General features: G+C 72.5%; 11 protein-coding genes. 7 read left to right on the top strand and 4 right to left on the bottom strand.

What is annotated here, in order from left to right:
* Nucleotides 1-12: 12 nt before the first annotated feature.
* Entirely contained in the window at nucleotides 13-810 is a 798-nt protein-coding gene (locus I598_RS03735; protein ID WP_068201381.1) for a class I SAM-dependent methyltransferase, read from the bottom strand.
* 87 nt (nucleotides 811-897) lie between these two features.
* Between I598_RS03735 and I598_RS03730 the strand changes: the two genes are divergently transcribed.
* From I598_RS03730 to coaE, 3 genes are all read left to right on the top strand, one after another.
* Nucleotides 898-1,923 carry a 6-phosphofructokinase gene (locus tag I598_RS03730; RefSeq protein WP_068201380.1) on the top strand — a complete coding sequence of 342 codons (1,026 nt, stop codon included), beginning with the start codon at nucleotides 898-900 and terminating at the stop codon, nucleotides 1,921-1,923.
* Between the two features lie 234 nt (nucleotides 1,924-2,157).
* On the top strand, nucleotides 2,158-3,639 hold the full coding sequence (gene rpsA, locus I598_RS03725) for a 30S ribosomal protein S1 (protein WP_068201378.1): 1,482 nt from the start codon (nucleotides 2,158-2,160) through the stop codon (nucleotides 3,637-3,639).
* Between the two features lie 164 nt (nucleotides 3,640-3,803).
* A complete protein-coding gene (gene coaE / locus I598_RS03720; RefSeq protein ID WP_068201376.1) occupies nucleotides 3,804-4,439 on the top strand; it encodes a dephospho-CoA kinase in 636 nt (211 codons plus the stop codon).
* A 77-nt stretch (nucleotides 4,440-4,516) separates the two neighbouring features.
* Here coaE and I598_RS03715 read toward each other — a convergent pair whose 3' ends face one another.
* Together I598_RS03715 and I598_RS03710 are read right to left on the bottom strand one after the other, a co-directional pair.
* Nucleotides 4,517-7,303 carry a DUF5979 domain-containing protein gene (locus I598_RS03715; protein ID WP_157557152.1) on the bottom strand — a complete coding sequence of 929 codons (2,787 nt, stop codon included), beginning with the start codon at nucleotides 7,301-7,303 and terminating at the stop codon, nucleotides 4,517-4,519.
* A gap of 165 nt (nucleotides 7,304-7,468) precedes the next feature.
* Nucleotides 7,469-8,914 carry a choice-of-anchor A family protein gene (locus I598_RS03710; protein ID WP_068201371.1) on the bottom strand — a complete coding sequence of 482 codons (1,446 nt, stop codon included), beginning with the start codon at nucleotides 8,912-8,914 and terminating at the stop codon, nucleotides 7,469-7,471.
* Nucleotides 8,915-9,122: 208 nt separating this feature from the next.
* Here I598_RS03710 and I598_RS03705 point away from each other — a divergent pair, with 208 nt between their 5' ends.
* From I598_RS03705 to I598_RS03690, 4 genes are all read left to right on the top strand, one after another.
* The gene (locus I598_RS03705) at nucleotides 9,123-9,761 is read left to right on the top strand and encodes a pyroglutamyl-peptidase I (RefSeq protein WP_232314252.1); all 639 of its coding nucleotides are present in this window, start codon (nucleotides 9,123-9,125) and stop codon (nucleotides 9,759-9,761) included.
* An 81-nt stretch (nucleotides 9,762-9,842) separates the two neighbouring features.
* Nucleotides 9,843-11,954 carry an excinuclease ABC subunit UvrB gene (gene uvrB, locus I598_RS03700; RefSeq protein WP_068201369.1) on the top strand — a complete coding sequence of 704 codons (2,112 nt, stop codon included), beginning with the start codon at nucleotides 9,843-9,845 and terminating at the stop codon, nucleotides 11,952-11,954.
* Nucleotides 11,955-12,176: 222 nt separating this feature from the next.
* Complete coding sequence (locus I598_RS03695) at nucleotides 12,177-13,181, top strand: TerC family protein (protein WP_068201367.1); 1,005 nt, start codon at nucleotides 12,177-12,179, stop codon at nucleotides 13,179-13,181.
* Entirely contained in the window at nucleotides 13,178-14,188 is a 1,011-nt protein-coding gene (locus I598_RS03690) for a TerC family protein (protein ID WP_083972845.1), read from the top strand. The genes I598_RS03695 and I598_RS03690 overlap by 4 nt, the downstream gene beginning before the upstream one ends.
* A gap of 1 nt (nucleotide 14,189) precedes the next feature.
* On the opposite strand, the gene I598_RS03685 is transcribed toward I598_RS03690, so the two are convergent.
* Nucleotides 14,190-14,483: a YciI family protein gene (locus I598_RS03685; RefSeq protein ID WP_068204873.1), complete on the bottom strand. Its 294-nt coding sequence runs from the start codon at nucleotides 14,481-14,483 to the stop codon at nucleotides 14,190-14,192.
* Between the last annotated feature and the right edge of the window lie 119 nt (nucleotides 14,484-14,602).

Genomic DNA, 14,602 nt, shown 5'->3' with positions numbered 1-14,602 from the left:
CGGCGGTCGGGGTCAGTCCTTGGTCGTGACGAAGACGGCGGTCCCGGGCAGGACGGCGCCTCGACCCGGGCTCCACCCGCCCCAGACCTGGCCGTTCCAGGCGGGCCACTCCGGCTCGACGACGTCGCGCAGGCGCAGACCCGCCGCCACCACGTCGCGCACGTGGTCGCCCAGCGTGCGGTGGTACTCGGCGTACTCCACGTGCCCGGCGGGGTCGGACTCGACGTAGGGGCGCCGGTCGAAGTAGGACCGGTGCGCGGTGAGACCGCCCGGGCCGGGGTCGTCGGGGAACGCCCAGCGCACGGGGTGCGTCACGGAGAAGACCCAGCGGCCGCCGGGCCGCAGCACCCGGGCGGCCTCGGCGTGCACCGCGACGGCGTCCGGGACGAACGGGACCGCGCCGTAGGACGTGAACGCCACGTCGAAGGTGGCGTCGGCGAACGGCAGCGCGCGGGCGTCGGCCTCCACCAGCGGCACGGTGTCGGCTCGCCCCGCGTCGATGCGGGCGGCGGCGTCGAGCATGGCCGGCGCGACGTCGGTGGCCACGACCCGTGCGCCCCGGCCCGCCAGCCAGCGGGAGCAGTGCGCCGCACCGGCACCCACCTCGAGCACCCGGGCGCCCCGGACGTCGCCGAGCAGGCCGAGGTCGGCCTCCGTCACCCCCTCGGGCCCCCACCGGAACCCGGCGTCACCGAGGAAGTCGCCGTGGTCGGCGAGGTACTCGGCGGCGTTGTCGTCCCACCATGTGCGGGCGGCCCGGCCACCCTCGTCGTCGGGGACCTCGCGGTACCCGTGTCGTGCGACCGTCACGTGCCCATCGTGACATCCGTCCCGGGAGTGCCGCGCGGGTCGATAGCCTGGTCGGTGACGACATCGGTCGAGGTGAAGGAGCGCAGGGTGCGGGTCGGACTGCTCACGGGAGGCGGGGACGTCCCCGGTCTGAACGCGGCGATCAGGGCGGTGGTCAAGCGCGGCGAGGGGGAGCACGGCCACTCGGTCGTCGGCTTCCGCAACGGCTGGAAGGGGCTCGCCGACGGCGACGTCATGCCGCTCACGCGGCAGCACATCCGCAACGTCCTCGCCTCGGGCGGCACGCTGCTCGGCACGGCGCGGTACCACCCGCACGCCGACGACGGCGGCCTCGACGCGGTCCTGGCCACCCTGGAGGCGGAACGGATCGAGGCCGTCATCTGCATCGGCGGCGACGGGACCCTGCACGCGGCCAGCAAGGTCGCCGAGGCCGGGGTGCGGGTCGTGGCGGTGCCGAAGACGATCGACAACGACGTGTGGGGGACCGACCGGTCGATCGGCTTCGACACGGCGGTGACGATCGCGACCGAGGCGGTGGACCGGATCCACACCACGGCCGAGAGCCACAACCGTGTGATGATCGTCGAGGTGATGGGCCGGCACGCGGGCTGGATCGCCGCGACGGCGGGCATCGCGGGCGGCGCGGAGGTCGTCCTGGCGCCGGAGGAGCCGTTCGACATCGACAGGATCGTGCGGTTCCTCCAGCACCGCCACCGGGCGCACGCCAGCTTCTCGATCGTGGTCGTGGCGGAGGGGGCGGTGCCCGCCCGGGGCACGTCGATGAGCTACGAGACGCAGGTCGGACGCTTCGGCGAGATCGTCGCCGGGGCGATCGGCGAGCGGCTGGGCGCGGAGATCGCCGAGCGCACGGGCTTCGACACCCGGGTCACGGTGCTCGGGCACGTGCAGCGCGGCGGCACGCCGACACCCGCGGACCGGATCCTCGGCTCGCGGTTCGGGGTCGCGGCGATCGACGCGGTGACGGCGGGGGAGTCGGGCGTGATGACCGCGCTGCGGGGCGAGGACGTCGTCCTGGTGCCGCTCGCCGACATCGCGGGCAAGGTCAAGCAGGTGCCGGCCGACCTGTTGGAGACGGCCCGGGCGCTCGCCTGAGGCCGGTGCGGCGGGTCGACGCGGTGTGCCCGACGCCGCGTTGACCCGCCCCTCCCCGGTCGTTAAGATGGCTGGCGGTGCAGTGCGCCCGTGCGCACTCCCGTCGACGGCGTCGGACACCGTCACGAGCGCTCCCGCAGTGCCGAGACACGTGTCCGGCACGACGGCAGCCGTGCGACGCCTGCACCAGACCCTGTCCGTACTACGTCCTGTCCGCACTGGAGCACCCACTCAATGACCATCTCCACCACGAAGTCCGCCCCGCAGGTTGCCGTCAACGACATCGGCACCGAAGAGGACTTCCTCGCAGCCGTCGACGCGACCATCAAGTACTTCAACGATGGCGACATCGTCGAGGGCACGATCGTCAAGGTCGACCGCGACGAGGTCCTCCTCGACATCGGTTACAAGACCGAGGGCGTGATCCCCTCCCGCGAGCTGTCGATCAAGCACGACGTCGACCCCGGCGAGGTCGTCGCCGTCGGCGACGCCGTCGAGGCGCTCGTCCTCCAGAAGGAGGACAAGGAGGGTCGTCTGATCCTGTCCAAGAAGCGCGCCCAGTACGAGCGCGCCTGGGGCACGATCGAGAAGATCAAGGAGGAGGACGGCGTCGTCACCGGCACCGTCATCGAGGTCGTCAAGGGCGGCCTCATCCTCGACATCGGCCTGCGTGGCTTCCTCCCCGCCTCGCTGGTGGAGATGCGCCGCGTCCGCGACCTCGCGCCGTACGTCGGCAAGGAGATCGAGGCGAAGATCATCGAGCTCGACAAGAACCGCAACAACGTGGTCCTGTCGCGCCGTGCCTGGCTCGAGCAGACGCAGTCCGAGGTCCGCTCCACCTTCCTGCAGACGCTGCAGAAGGGCCAGGTGCGCCCCGGTGTCGTCTCCTCGATCGTCAACTTCGGTGCGTTCGTGGACCTCGGCGGCGTCGACGGTCTCGTCCACGTCTCGGAGCTGTCCTGGAAGCACATCGACCACCCGTCCGAGGTCGTCGAGGTCGGCCAGGAGGTCACCGTCGAGGTGCTCGACGTCGACTTCGACCGCGAGCGTGTCTCCCTGTCGCTGAAGGCGACGCAGGAGGACCCGTGGCAGACCTTCGCCCGCACCCACGCCATCGGCCAGGTCGTCCCGGGCAAGGTCACCAAGCTCGTCCCCTTCGGTGCGTTCGTGCGCGTCGAGGACGGCATCGAGGGCCTGGTGCACATCTCGGAGCTGGCCGTGCGCCACGTCGAGCTGCCGGAGCAGGTCGTCACCGTCGGGGCCGAGGTGTTCGTCAAGGTCATCGACATCGACCTCGAGCGTCGTCGCATCTCGCTGTCGCTCAAGCAGGCCAACGAGAGCATGGACCCGGAGTCCGAGGACTTCGACCCCGCGCTCTACGGCATGGCTGCCGAGTACGACGAGAACGGCGAGTACAAGTACCCCGAGGGCTTCGACCCGGAGACCAACGAGTGGCTCGAGGGCTTCGAGACGCAGCGTGAGGCCTGGGAGGCGGAGTACGCCACGGCGCACGCCCGCTGGGAGTCCCACCGCGAGCAGGTCCGTGCGGCGCTGTCGGCCGACGCCGACGCCGCGGCGGACGCCGTCGCCGGCGGCGGTTCGTCGTCCTCCTCGTCCTCGTACTCCTCCGCCCCCGCGGTGCAGGAGGAGGTCGGCGGCACGCTGGCCTCGGACGAGGCTCTCGCGGCGCTCCGCGAGAAGCTCACCGGCAACTGAGCACGCCTCGGCGGGTCGCTGACCCGCCGGTGCCCGACGCAGGCCCGTCGCCCCTCCGGGGGCGGCGGGCCTGCGCCGTTCCCGGAGCGGCCCGGCGGTGCGTGCACGTCCCGACGGGCGCCCGCTCGTGGCGCGGCCGGGCGGACGGCGGCAGGATGGTCCCCATGTTCCGCATCGGTCTGACAGGTGGCATCGCGTCCGGCAAGTCCAGCGCGTCCCGGCGCTTCGCCGAGCTCGGGGCGGTGGTGATCGACCACGACGTCCTGGCCCGCGAGGCGGTGGCGCCCGGCACCGTGGGCCTCGACGAGGTCGTGCAGGCGTTCGGCGACGGCGTGCTGACCGCCGACGGGGCGCTGGACCGCCCCGCCCTGGGGCGCGTCGTGTTCGGGGACGCCGACGCCCTGGCCCGCCTCGAGGGGATCGTCCACCCGCAGGTCCGCCGGTTGTCCGCCGAACGGGAGGCGGCCGCGGCCGCGGCCACGCCCGACGCCGTCGTCGTGCACGACATCCCGCTGCTCGTGGAGACCGGGCAGGTGGGTGCCTTCCACCTGCTCGTGGTCGTCCACGCGCCCGTCGAGGCGCGCGTCGCACGGCTGGTGGACGGGCGCGGCATGACGGACGACGACGCCCGGTCGCGCGTGGCGGCCCAGGCCGGCGACGACGAGCGGCTCGCGGTCGCGGACGTCGTGCTGGACGGCAGCGGGGACGTCGGGCACCTGCACGAGCAGGTCGACGACCTCTGGGTGCGGGTGCGCCAGGAGATCGCCGAGGAGCTCGACGCCGACGAGCTCGAGGCCTGACCGAGCCGACCCGGCCCTCGCAGGCCAGATTCAAAGGGGCCGGAGCGCCTGGCGGCTGAGCTGGATGCCGCGCCGCGTCAGGCGCGGCGACGGACGGCGAGCACCGCCACCGTGCCGAGCCCGACGAGCGTCAGGGCCAGCATCGCCCAGCCTCCGACGTCGGCGCCCGTGCGGGGCAGGTCAGGACCCGCCGTGGGGGCGGGCGAGGTCGGTCCCTCGGTCGGGGCGACCGGCGTCGGTGCCGCCGTGGACGGCGAGGCCGTGGGCGTCGGCGCGGACGGGCTCGGCGTCGGGGAGACCGTGAAGTCGTTCGTCACGGTCACGATCGTGGCCGCCACGTCGCCGTCGGTGACGACGACCGTGTCCGGGTCGATCGAGGTCGTCCAGGTGCCGTTCGCGTCGGTCACGGGGTCCTCGGCGACGGTGCAGGTGGTGCCGACGGGGAGGCCGTCGACGGTCGCCTCGTCACCGTCGACGAGGGTCCACGTGCCGGAGTCGTCGCCGTCGAGGTCCTGCGCGTCGCAGGTCCAGGTCCCGGTGAACTCGTCGGTCGTGCCGCCGGGGTCGCCCGTGACCTCCTTGCGGATCGTGAACCCTCCACGATCGACGGTGAAGGTGTTCGTCACCGTCACGACACCCACGTCGGCGGGGTCGTCGCTGGCGATGACGATCTCGGACGGCGTGACCTCGGCGGTCCAGGTGCCGTTCGGGTCGTCGGGCACGGCCTCCTCGACCGTGCAGAGCGTGCCGACGGGCAGGCCGCCCACCGGGTCGGACGAGGTGCCGGCGGCGACGGTGGCGGTGCCGGAGGTGACGGAACCGTCGGGCGCCGTGCAGGTCCAGGCGACCGTGAACTCGGTCAGCGTGGCCCCGTCGTCGCCCGTGACCTCCTTGGCGATGGTGAACGCCCCCACGGTGCTCGTGAACTCGTTCGTCACCGTCACCACGGTCGCCGAGGCGTCGCCCTCGGCGACGACCACGGTGTCCGGGTCGATCGAGGTCGTCCAGGTGCCGTTCGCGTCGGTCACGGGGTCCTCGGCGACGGTGCAGGTGGTGCCGACGGGGAGGCCGTCGACGGTCGCCTCCTCGCCGTCGGCGAGGGTCCACGTGCCGGAGTCGTCGCCGTCGACGTCCTCCGCGTCGCAGGTCCAGGTCCCCGTGAACTCGTCGGTCGTGCCGCCGGGGTCGCCCGTGACCTCCTTGCGGATCGTGAACCCGCCCCGCACGAGGACGGCCTCGTTGGTCACGGTGACCGTGGCGGCGGTGTCACCTGCGACCGTCAGCGGGTTCGGCTGGATCTGCGGCGCGCCCCAGACGACGCCGTCGACGGTCGGCACGGTCGGCTCGGCGAACGTGACGACGTCGCCCTCGGCCAGGTCGTCCGGCCCGAGGGCGGGAGTGCCGTCGGCCAGGACCTCGACCGTACCGGTGCGGCCGAGGTTCGGGCTGTCGGCCGGCCCGGTGACCTCCCAGGCCACGGTGAAGGTGACGTCCGGCGGCACCGCGTCCGCTCCGTCCCCGGTGATCTCCTTCGTGACGAAGAACGTGCCGGGGATCTCGCGGATGCAGCCCAGGGCGCCGTCGAACGGGTATCCGTGGAGCTCGCTCCCGGAGGTCGCGGTGGCCGTGCCGCTGTGGACGAGGTCGCCCGGGGTGTAGATGCGTCCGTTGGCGCCGGAGAAGCCGATCTGGGTGACCGAGCCCGGGTCGCCGACGAGCACCGACCCGGGGAACTGCGTGGCCCCGCCGAGGACGAGGTCCGTGGTGAAGGGGTAGTTCCACAGGAGGTGCCGGCCCTCGACGAGGGCGCGGGTGTTGAGCTCGTCGCCGACCCCGGCCCCCCAGTAGACGTCCCCGATGAAGTGCGTCACCGTCCCGGCCGCCAGGGTGTTCACCAGGACCGTCTGCGCCGTGGTGGCGCCGACGATGTTGATCTGGACGGGGTTCGCGACCGTCCCGAGCGTCGCGGGCAGGACGAACTCGACCACGTCGGCCGACCCGGTGCTCGTCAGGGTGACGACGTCTCCCGACTGCGCGAACGTCCCGTGCTCCAGGGACAGGCTGCCGCCCTCGTTGAGGATCGTCGTCGCCTCGGTCTCGGTGCTGAGCTCTGCGTAGCACTGCTGGGAGTAGCGGGCCATCTTGCCCTCGGCGCCGAAGAGCTCGGTGTAGCCGTCGTCCACGAGCACCGAGACGTCGCCGTCGAGGACGTTCTGCGTCTCGGTGGCCGGCGGTTCCTGGTTCGCGGTGTCGATGTTGCCGAGGACCCCGTACGTCGTGTCGGCCGCGCCGAACGAGGGGTCGCGGAAGTTCCGGGCGCCGCCCACGTGGATCGTCCCGTAACGGTTGGACCCGTCGGACGTGGTGAGCCCGACGCCGACGGTCGCGGGGTTCCCGGCGGCGTTCGGGTCCTCGCTCGGGTTCGCCACCGTCGCGTCGCCCCCGACGATCAGCATGTCGGCGCGGTGGGCCGGGACCACCCCGGTGCCACCGCCCGCGACGCCGACGTTGTAGCCCTTGAGGAAGTCGGCGTCCCCGGCGACGACCAGGAGGCCCTCGGTCTCCGCGGACCCCAGGCCCGCGGTGAAGTCGCCGCCGACGACGACGTTCGGGGCGTCGTCCGTGCCGGGGAACGACTCGAGGATCGCACCCGGAGGGACGAGCCAGCCGGCGCAGCTGTCGTCCGCGGCCGGGTCGGGCACGCAGGGTCCCCACGCGCCGGGCGTGGCGCCGCCCGGCGCCGGACCCGGCAGGATGCCGCTCGCCGGGGGAAGAAGGTCGGCGGGTGCCGCCTGGGCCGCGGGCGGTTGGCCCGGGGCGACGACGACGCCAGCAGCGGCCAGGACGGCGGCCAGGGCTGCCACGGCCAGGGTGCCGCCGGTGCGGGACCGCCGGCCGGGCGGGCGGGCCCCTGTCGCTGTCGACCTCATCGGACAAACCCCCCTTGCCCCGTGCTCCTGGGTGCACGGTACAAGGGGGGTCCGTCGTCCGCGCGGCAGGGGTGCCACGACCCGCCTCGGGCGGACCGGTCAGCGAGCCGCCAGGCGGCGGCGCCACAGCAGCACGGCGGTGCCGGCGGCGAGCAGCGTGCCGACGACGGCCAGGAGCGCCCCGACCGAGGCGCCGGTCCGGGGCAGCTGCTCGCCACCCGTGACCTTCTCGCCTCCCGTGTCGTCGCCGCCGTCGCCGTCCGCGACGGTCTGGTCCCGGGCGTCTGGCGTCTCGTCGTCGCCGGGGGCCGGGGCGACCGTCACCGGGGCCGCCGACGGTTCGGCGGTCGTGGGCTCGCCCGGCTCGGTGCCGGGTTCCTCGTCCGGTGCTGTGCTCGGTGCGGTGCTCGGTGCCGTGCTGGTGGTCGGCGCGGGGGTGGGCCGCGGCGTCGCGGTCCCGTCCGGCGCGGGGGTGGGCGAGGTCGTCGGTGCGGGCGTCGGCACGGTCGTGCCGGGATCGCAGGTGGTCTCGACGAGGCCCTCCCACGGGAAGTTGTGGTGCTCGAGGCCGCTGCCGCTGCCGGCGCCGCCGAGGTCCAGGTCGCCGCCGACCCACAGGCGCCCGTTGGTGTGCGTGCTCTGGACGACGTCGGCCTGCGGAGCGAGCACGGAACCCACGAGCTGGCTGGGCTGGTCGCCGCCGAGCGCGAGGGACGTGGCGTCGGTGAAGTTCCACAGGACGCGCGGCGCCCACGCGCCGAGCGCGGCCCCGTCGTCGATCCGGTCCGCGACGGTGCCCGCCGCCGTGTGCACGGTGTCCAGGACGCCGTCGGGACCGGCCACGTTCACGACGACCGCCGCGTCGCCGACGTCGGTGAGGACGACGGTGTCGAGGGCGGACGCCTCGGCGGTGGTGAGCGTGAAGACCTGCGGGTCCGACGTGCCGTCTCCCACCAGGGCGGGGAACCCTCCCGCCGTGGTGAGCGTGCCGGTGGCCGGCAGCGCGCCGAGCCGCGCGGAGACCGAGCGCAGGGTGGCGACGTGGTCGGCCGCGGTGCCGGCGGCGGCGGGGTCGCCCGCGCGGACGGTCCCGCCGTTGAGCTCGAGGCGGCCGGTGACCTCCCCGCCGGTGCGGACGTCACCGCCCCCGGTGACGCCGTGGTTCACGTCGAGGGTGGAGCCGGGCCGCACGACGACGTCGCCGCCGGAGACGAGGACGTCGCCGAGCGCGACGACGCCGGAGCCGACGCCGACGCGGCCGAGGTTGAAGTACCCCGCGTCGATCGTGGTCGTCCCCGCCACGACGAGCCGGCCCTCGCTCTCGGCGGCGGCCGGGTGCGCCGTGTAGTCGCCGCCGACGACGACGGCGGTGCCGTCGTCGGACGCGAGGACGTCGTTCTGCAGGCCGCTGCCGGTCGTGGTGCAGGTGGTGAGGCCTGACCCGTCGGCGGTGGCCGCCGCGGCGGGCGCCCCGACGACGGCGGCACCGGCGAGAGCGGTCGACAGCAGGGCGATGCCGGCGAGGGCCGGACGGGCGTGGCGCATGGTTCTCCGCGGGCAGGGGACGTGGGGTGCCACGCGGCCCGGAAAGAGGCGGACGGGCGCGCGTGGCGTGCGTCACCCTAGCGATATAGCAGGAGCATTCACAAATCAGTCCCGGGTGCGCGCACCACGGATGTCGTCGCAGGTCGACGAGGGGTCGTCCTCGGCGGCCCCCCGACGTCGCGTAGCCTCGGTCGCCGAGGAGAGCGAGGTGGCCGTGAAGGTCGTGATGACGGGTTTCGAGCCCTTCGGCGGCGACGCCGTCAACGAGTCCTGGGAAGCGGTGCGCCGGCTCGCGGCCGAACCGGGCGCGCTGCCGCCGGACGTCGAGCTGGTCACCGCGCTGCTGCCCGTCACCTTCGTCGGCGCGCCGTCCGCGCTCGCCGCGCTCGTCGCCGCGCACCGTCCCGACGTCGTCGTCGCCACCGGCCTGGCCGCCGGCACCGACGCGGTCCGGCTGGAACGGGTCGCCGTCAACGTCGCCGACGCCCGCATCCCCGACAACGACGGTACGCAGCCGGTCGACGTGCCGGTCGTGCCGGGGGCCCCGACCGCCTATCTCTCCGGCCTGCCCCTCAAGGCGGCGCTCGTGGAGCTGCGCGCCGCCGGTCTGCCCGCCGTCGTCAGCAACACCGCCGGCACCTACGTGTGCAACGCGGTCTTCTACGCCCTCGCGCACGCCCTCGCGCAGGCTCCCGGTGTCGTCGGCGGGTTCGTGCACGTGCCGCGTGCCGACGCGCTGCCGGTCGCCGATGCCGCGCGGGCGCTCGGCGTCGTCGCGTCCGTCGCGGTCCGCGCGGCGCGGGGCGAGCTGCCCGAGGTGGCCGTCGCCGCGGGCGCCGAGCACTGAGGCCGTCCGGCGCCGAGGGGTGCGGGTGCCTGAGCTCGGCGGGCCGCCGCGGGTGTCGGTGCCGCGACGTACGGTGGGTCCATGCGTCCTGTGACCGACCTGCAGCGAACCGTGGCCCCGTTCGAGGTGGTGTCCGAGTTCCGACCGAGCGGTGACCAGCCCAAGGCCATCGCCCAGCTCACGGAACGGGTCCGGGCGGGGGAGAAGGACGTCGTCCTGCTCGGCGCCACCGGCACGGGCAAGAGCGCGACCACCGCCTGGCTCGTCGAGCAGCTGCAGCGCCCCACCCTCGTCATGGCGCCGAACAAGACGCTCGCCGCGCAGCTGGCCACGGAGTTCCGCGAGCTGCTGCCGAACAACGCCGTCGAGTACTTCGTCTCCTACTACGACTACTACCAGCCCGAGGCGTACATCGCGCAGACGGACACCTACATCGAGAAGGACTCGTCGATCAACGACGAGGTGGAGCGGCTGCGGCACTCGGCGACGTCCAACCTCCTGACGCGGCGCGACACGGTCGTCGTCGCCTCGGTCTCGTGCATCTACGGCCTGGGCACCCCGCAGGAGTACGTGGACCGCATGGTCCGGCTCGACGTGGGGGACGTCGTCGACCGTGACGAGATGCTCCGCCGGTTCGTGCAGATGCAGTACACGCGCAACGACCTGGCATTCACGCGGGGGACGTTCCGCGTGCGGGGCGACACGGTCGAGATCATCCCGGTCTACGAGGAGCTCGCGATCCGGATCGAGATGTTCGGCGACGAGATCGAGGCGATCCAGACGCTGCACCCCCTCACGGGCGACGTGATCCGGGAGGAGAAGAGCGTCCACCTGTTCCCCGCCACGCACTACGTCGCGGGGCCGGAGCGCATGGAGCGCGCGATCTCCGGCATCGAGGCGGAGCTCGAGGAACGGCTGGCCGACCTGGAGCGCCAGAACAAGCTCCTCGAGGCGCAGCGGCTGCGCATGCGCACCACCTACGACATCGAGATGATGCGCACGATCGGCACGTGCAACGGCATCGAGAACTACTCGCGGCACATCGACGGCCGCGACGCCGGGACGGCGCCGCACACCCTCCTGGACTACTTCCCGGAGGACTTCCTGCTCGTCATCGACGAGTCCCACGTGACGGTCCCGCAGATCGGCGCGATGTTCGAGGGCGACATGTCGCGCAAGCGCTCGCTCGTCGACCACGGCTTCCGGCTGCCGAGCGCGATGGACAACCGGCCGCTGCGCTGGGAGGAGTTCGTGGAGCGCATCGGTCAGACGGTCTACCTGTCGGCGACCCCCGGCAGCTACGAGCTCGCCCAGTCCGACGGCGTGGTGGAGCAGATCATCCGACCGACGGGGCTCGTCGACCCCGAGGTGGTGGTCAAGCCGACGACCGGCCAGATCGACGACCTCCTCGGCGAGATCCGTGACCGGGTCGACCGCGACGAGCGGGTGCTCGTGACGACCCTGACGAAGAAGATGGCCGAGGACCTCACCGACTACCTGCTCGGCAAGGACGTCCGGGTGCGCTACCTGCACTCGGAGGTCGACACGCTGCGCCGGGTGGAGCTGCTGCGCGAGCTGCGCCAGGGCGAGTACGACGTCCTGGTCGGCATCAACCTGCTGCGCGAGGGCCTCGACCTGCCGGAGGTGTCGCTGGTGGCGATCCTCGACGCGGACAAGGAGGGCTTCCTCCGTTCGGAGCGCTCCCTCATCCAGACGATCGGCCGCGCGGCCCGCAACGTCACCGGTCAGGTCCACATGTACGCCGACAAGGTCACCCCGGCGATGCGGTTCGCGCTCGACGAGACCGACCGGCGCCGCGAGAAGCAGCAGGCGTACAACCGCGAGCACGGCATCGACCCGCAGCCGCTGCGCAAGAGGATCGCCGACGTCACCGACATGCTCGCGCGCGAGGACATCGACACCGCCGAGCTGCTGGCCGGCGGGTACCGGCGCTCGCCGGGGGAGGGGCGCGGACCGAAGGCGCCGGTGCCCGGCTCGCCCAAGGAGGCGTCGACGTCGGGCAACCGGCTCGCCGGGCTGGCCGCCGACGAGCTCGCCGAGCTCATCCAGGAGCTGAGCGACCAGATGCACGCCGCCGCGGCGGAGCTGCAGTTCGAGGTGGCGGCGCGCCTGCGCGACGAGATCGGCGGGCTGAAGAAGGAGCTGCGCCAGATGCGCGCCGCGACCGCCTGACCGGCGTGCCGACCATCGCCGGTCACCGTCCGGGTGCCGTATGCTGACACCTCGTTGAAGGGGAGTATTCCTCCGCGGTGACGTCGTCATCACGGTCGGCGCAGTCGTCGGCCCGGCGCCATCGGTCCCGCAACCACCAGCCCGCGCACCGTGCGGGTGCGCATGGCGGTGCGTGGCGGAAGAGACCTTCGGTCACAGTGCTGCGTACCGGAGGAGTCTCGCATGGATGTCGCCCCCTGGGTCTGGATCGTCACCGTCGCCGCCATCGTGGCGATGCTCGTCGTCGACTACGTCGGCCACGTGCGCACACCGCACGCCCCCACCCTCAAGGAGTCGGCCTGGTGGTCGCTCGCCTACGTCGCCGTGGCGGTGGCGTTCGGCTTCGTCGTCATGGCGGTCTGGGGGACCACGTACGGCGGTGAGTACTTCGCCGGGTACATCACCGAGAAGTCGCTCAGCGTCGACAACCTGTTCGTCTTCGTCCTGATCATGACGAGCTTCCGCGTCCCGCGGGAGCACCAGCAGCGAGTGCTGCTCATCGGCATCACCATCGCGCTCGTGCTGCGCACCGTGTTCATCCTCGCGGGCGCCGCCCTCATCGCGAACTTCGCGTGGATCTTCTACATCTTCGGCGCCTTCCTCATCTGGACCGCGATCGCGCAGGCCCGTTCGGGCACCGACCACGACGAGGAGTTCCAGGAGAACGGCGTCCTGCGCCTCACGCGCCGCATCTTCCCGACGACCGACGACTACGTCGGCCACCACATGACGACGAAGATCGACGGCAAGCGGTTCATCACGCCGATGCTCATCGTCATGATCGCCATCGGCAGCGCCGACCTGCTCTTCGCCGTCGACTCGATCCCCGCCATCTTCGGCCTCACGCAGGAGACGTTCCTGGTCTTCACCGCGAACGCCTTCTCCCTGCTGGGCCTGCGCCAGCTGTACTTCCTGGTTGACGGGCTGCTGGACCGCCTCGTCTTCCTCAACTACGGCCTGGCCGCCATCCTGGGCTTCATCGGCATCAAGCTGGTGATCCACGCCCTGCACACGAACGAGGTGCCGTTCATCAACGGCGGTGAGCACGTCGAGGCGATCCCCGAGATCTCCACGACGGTGTCGCTCGCCTTCATCGTCGTGGTCCTGACGATCACCACGGTGGCCTCGCTGCTCAAGACACGTCGTGACCACCGCGTGACCGCGGGGGCGGGACCGGAGGACGCGTGACCCACGAGCTGCCCCTCTGGTTCGAGGGGGTCTCGCTCGCGGCCATGGCCGCGATCCTCCTCGCCGACCTCGTCGTCGTCGGTCGGCGGCCGCACGTGCCCTCCATGCGCGAGGCCGGCCTGTGGGTGGCTCTCTACGTGGGTCTGGCGCTCGTGTACGGCCTCGTCGTGTGGGCGGTCGGCGGGATCCAGCCCGCCGGGGAGTTCTACGCGGGCTGGCTCACCGAGTACTCCCTCAGCGTCGACAACCTGTTCGTGTTCGTGATCATCATGAGCAGGTTCGCCGTGCCGCGGGAGCACCAGCAGAAGGTGCTCATGGTGGGCATCATCATCGCGCTGGTGCTCCGCGGGGCGTTCATCCTCGCGGGCGCCGCGCTCATCGAGCAGTTCACCTGGATCTTCTACTTCTTCGGCGCGTTCCTCGTGTACACCGCGATCAAGCTGGTGTCCGGCGGCGACGAGGAGGAGGAGTTCAAGGAGAACGTGGCGATCCGCGGGCTGCGCCGGGTGCTCCCGGTGAGCGACGGCTACGACGGCGCGAAGATCCGTACCGTGGTCGACGGGCGCAGGCTGTGGACGCCGATGCTCGTCGTCTTCGTGGCGATCGGCACCACGGACCTGCTCTTCGCGCTCGACTCGATCCCCGCGATCTTCGGCCTCACCCAGGACCCCTTCATCGTCTTCGCGACCAACCTGTTCGCGCTGATGGGCCTGCGCCAGCTGTACTTCCTGCTGGGCGGTCTCCTGGAACGGCTGGTCTACCTGCCGTTCGCGCTGGCGTTCATCCTCGGGTTCATCGGGGTCAAGCTGGTGCTCGAGGCCCTGCACACGAACGAGGTGCCGTTCATCAACGGTGGCGAGCACGTGGCGTGGGCCCCGGAGATCCCGATCTGGCTCTCGCTCGCCGTGATCATCGGGTCGCTCGCGATCGCGACCGTCGCCAGCCTGCTGAGGACCCGCGGGCGGGTGCGCGCCGGGGCCGGCGCCGAGGAGCCCGCCGACTCCTGACTCAGGAGGCGAAGCCACCGATCACGGGCAGCCACTCGCGGACCGACCGCTCGGCGATCAGGTCGGCGTCGCGGAACGGGTCGGGGTCCAGCGTGTGCAGGGCGTCCTGGGCGTCGTCGGCCTCCACGACGAGCAGGGCGCCAGCGGGCGCGTCGGCCGTGGCGGGCAGCGGCCCCGACACGCGCACGACGCCGCGCGCGTTCAGCTCCCCGAGGAACGTGCGGTGCGCGGGCCGCACGGCGTCGAGCCGGGCAGGGTCGGGGCGGTAGGCGTACGTGACGACGAAGGTGGCCATGGCCGCATCCAAGCACGTCGGAGCCTTGCGGGCGGCGACGTCCGGTGGCCGGTCGACCCGCCACCGCCCGAGGGTGTCGTAGAACACCTGTACGAAGGTCGGTGGCGCGCCGTACGATG

It is taken from the genome of Isoptericola dokdonensis DS-3, assembly GCF_001636295.1.
GTDB lineage: Bacteria > Actinomycetota > Actinomycetes > Actinomycetales > Cellulomonadaceae > Isoptericola > Isoptericola dokdonensis.
Note: the sequence above shows the minus strand (reverse complement) of the source record. Positions and strands in the feature narration are given on the sequence as shown.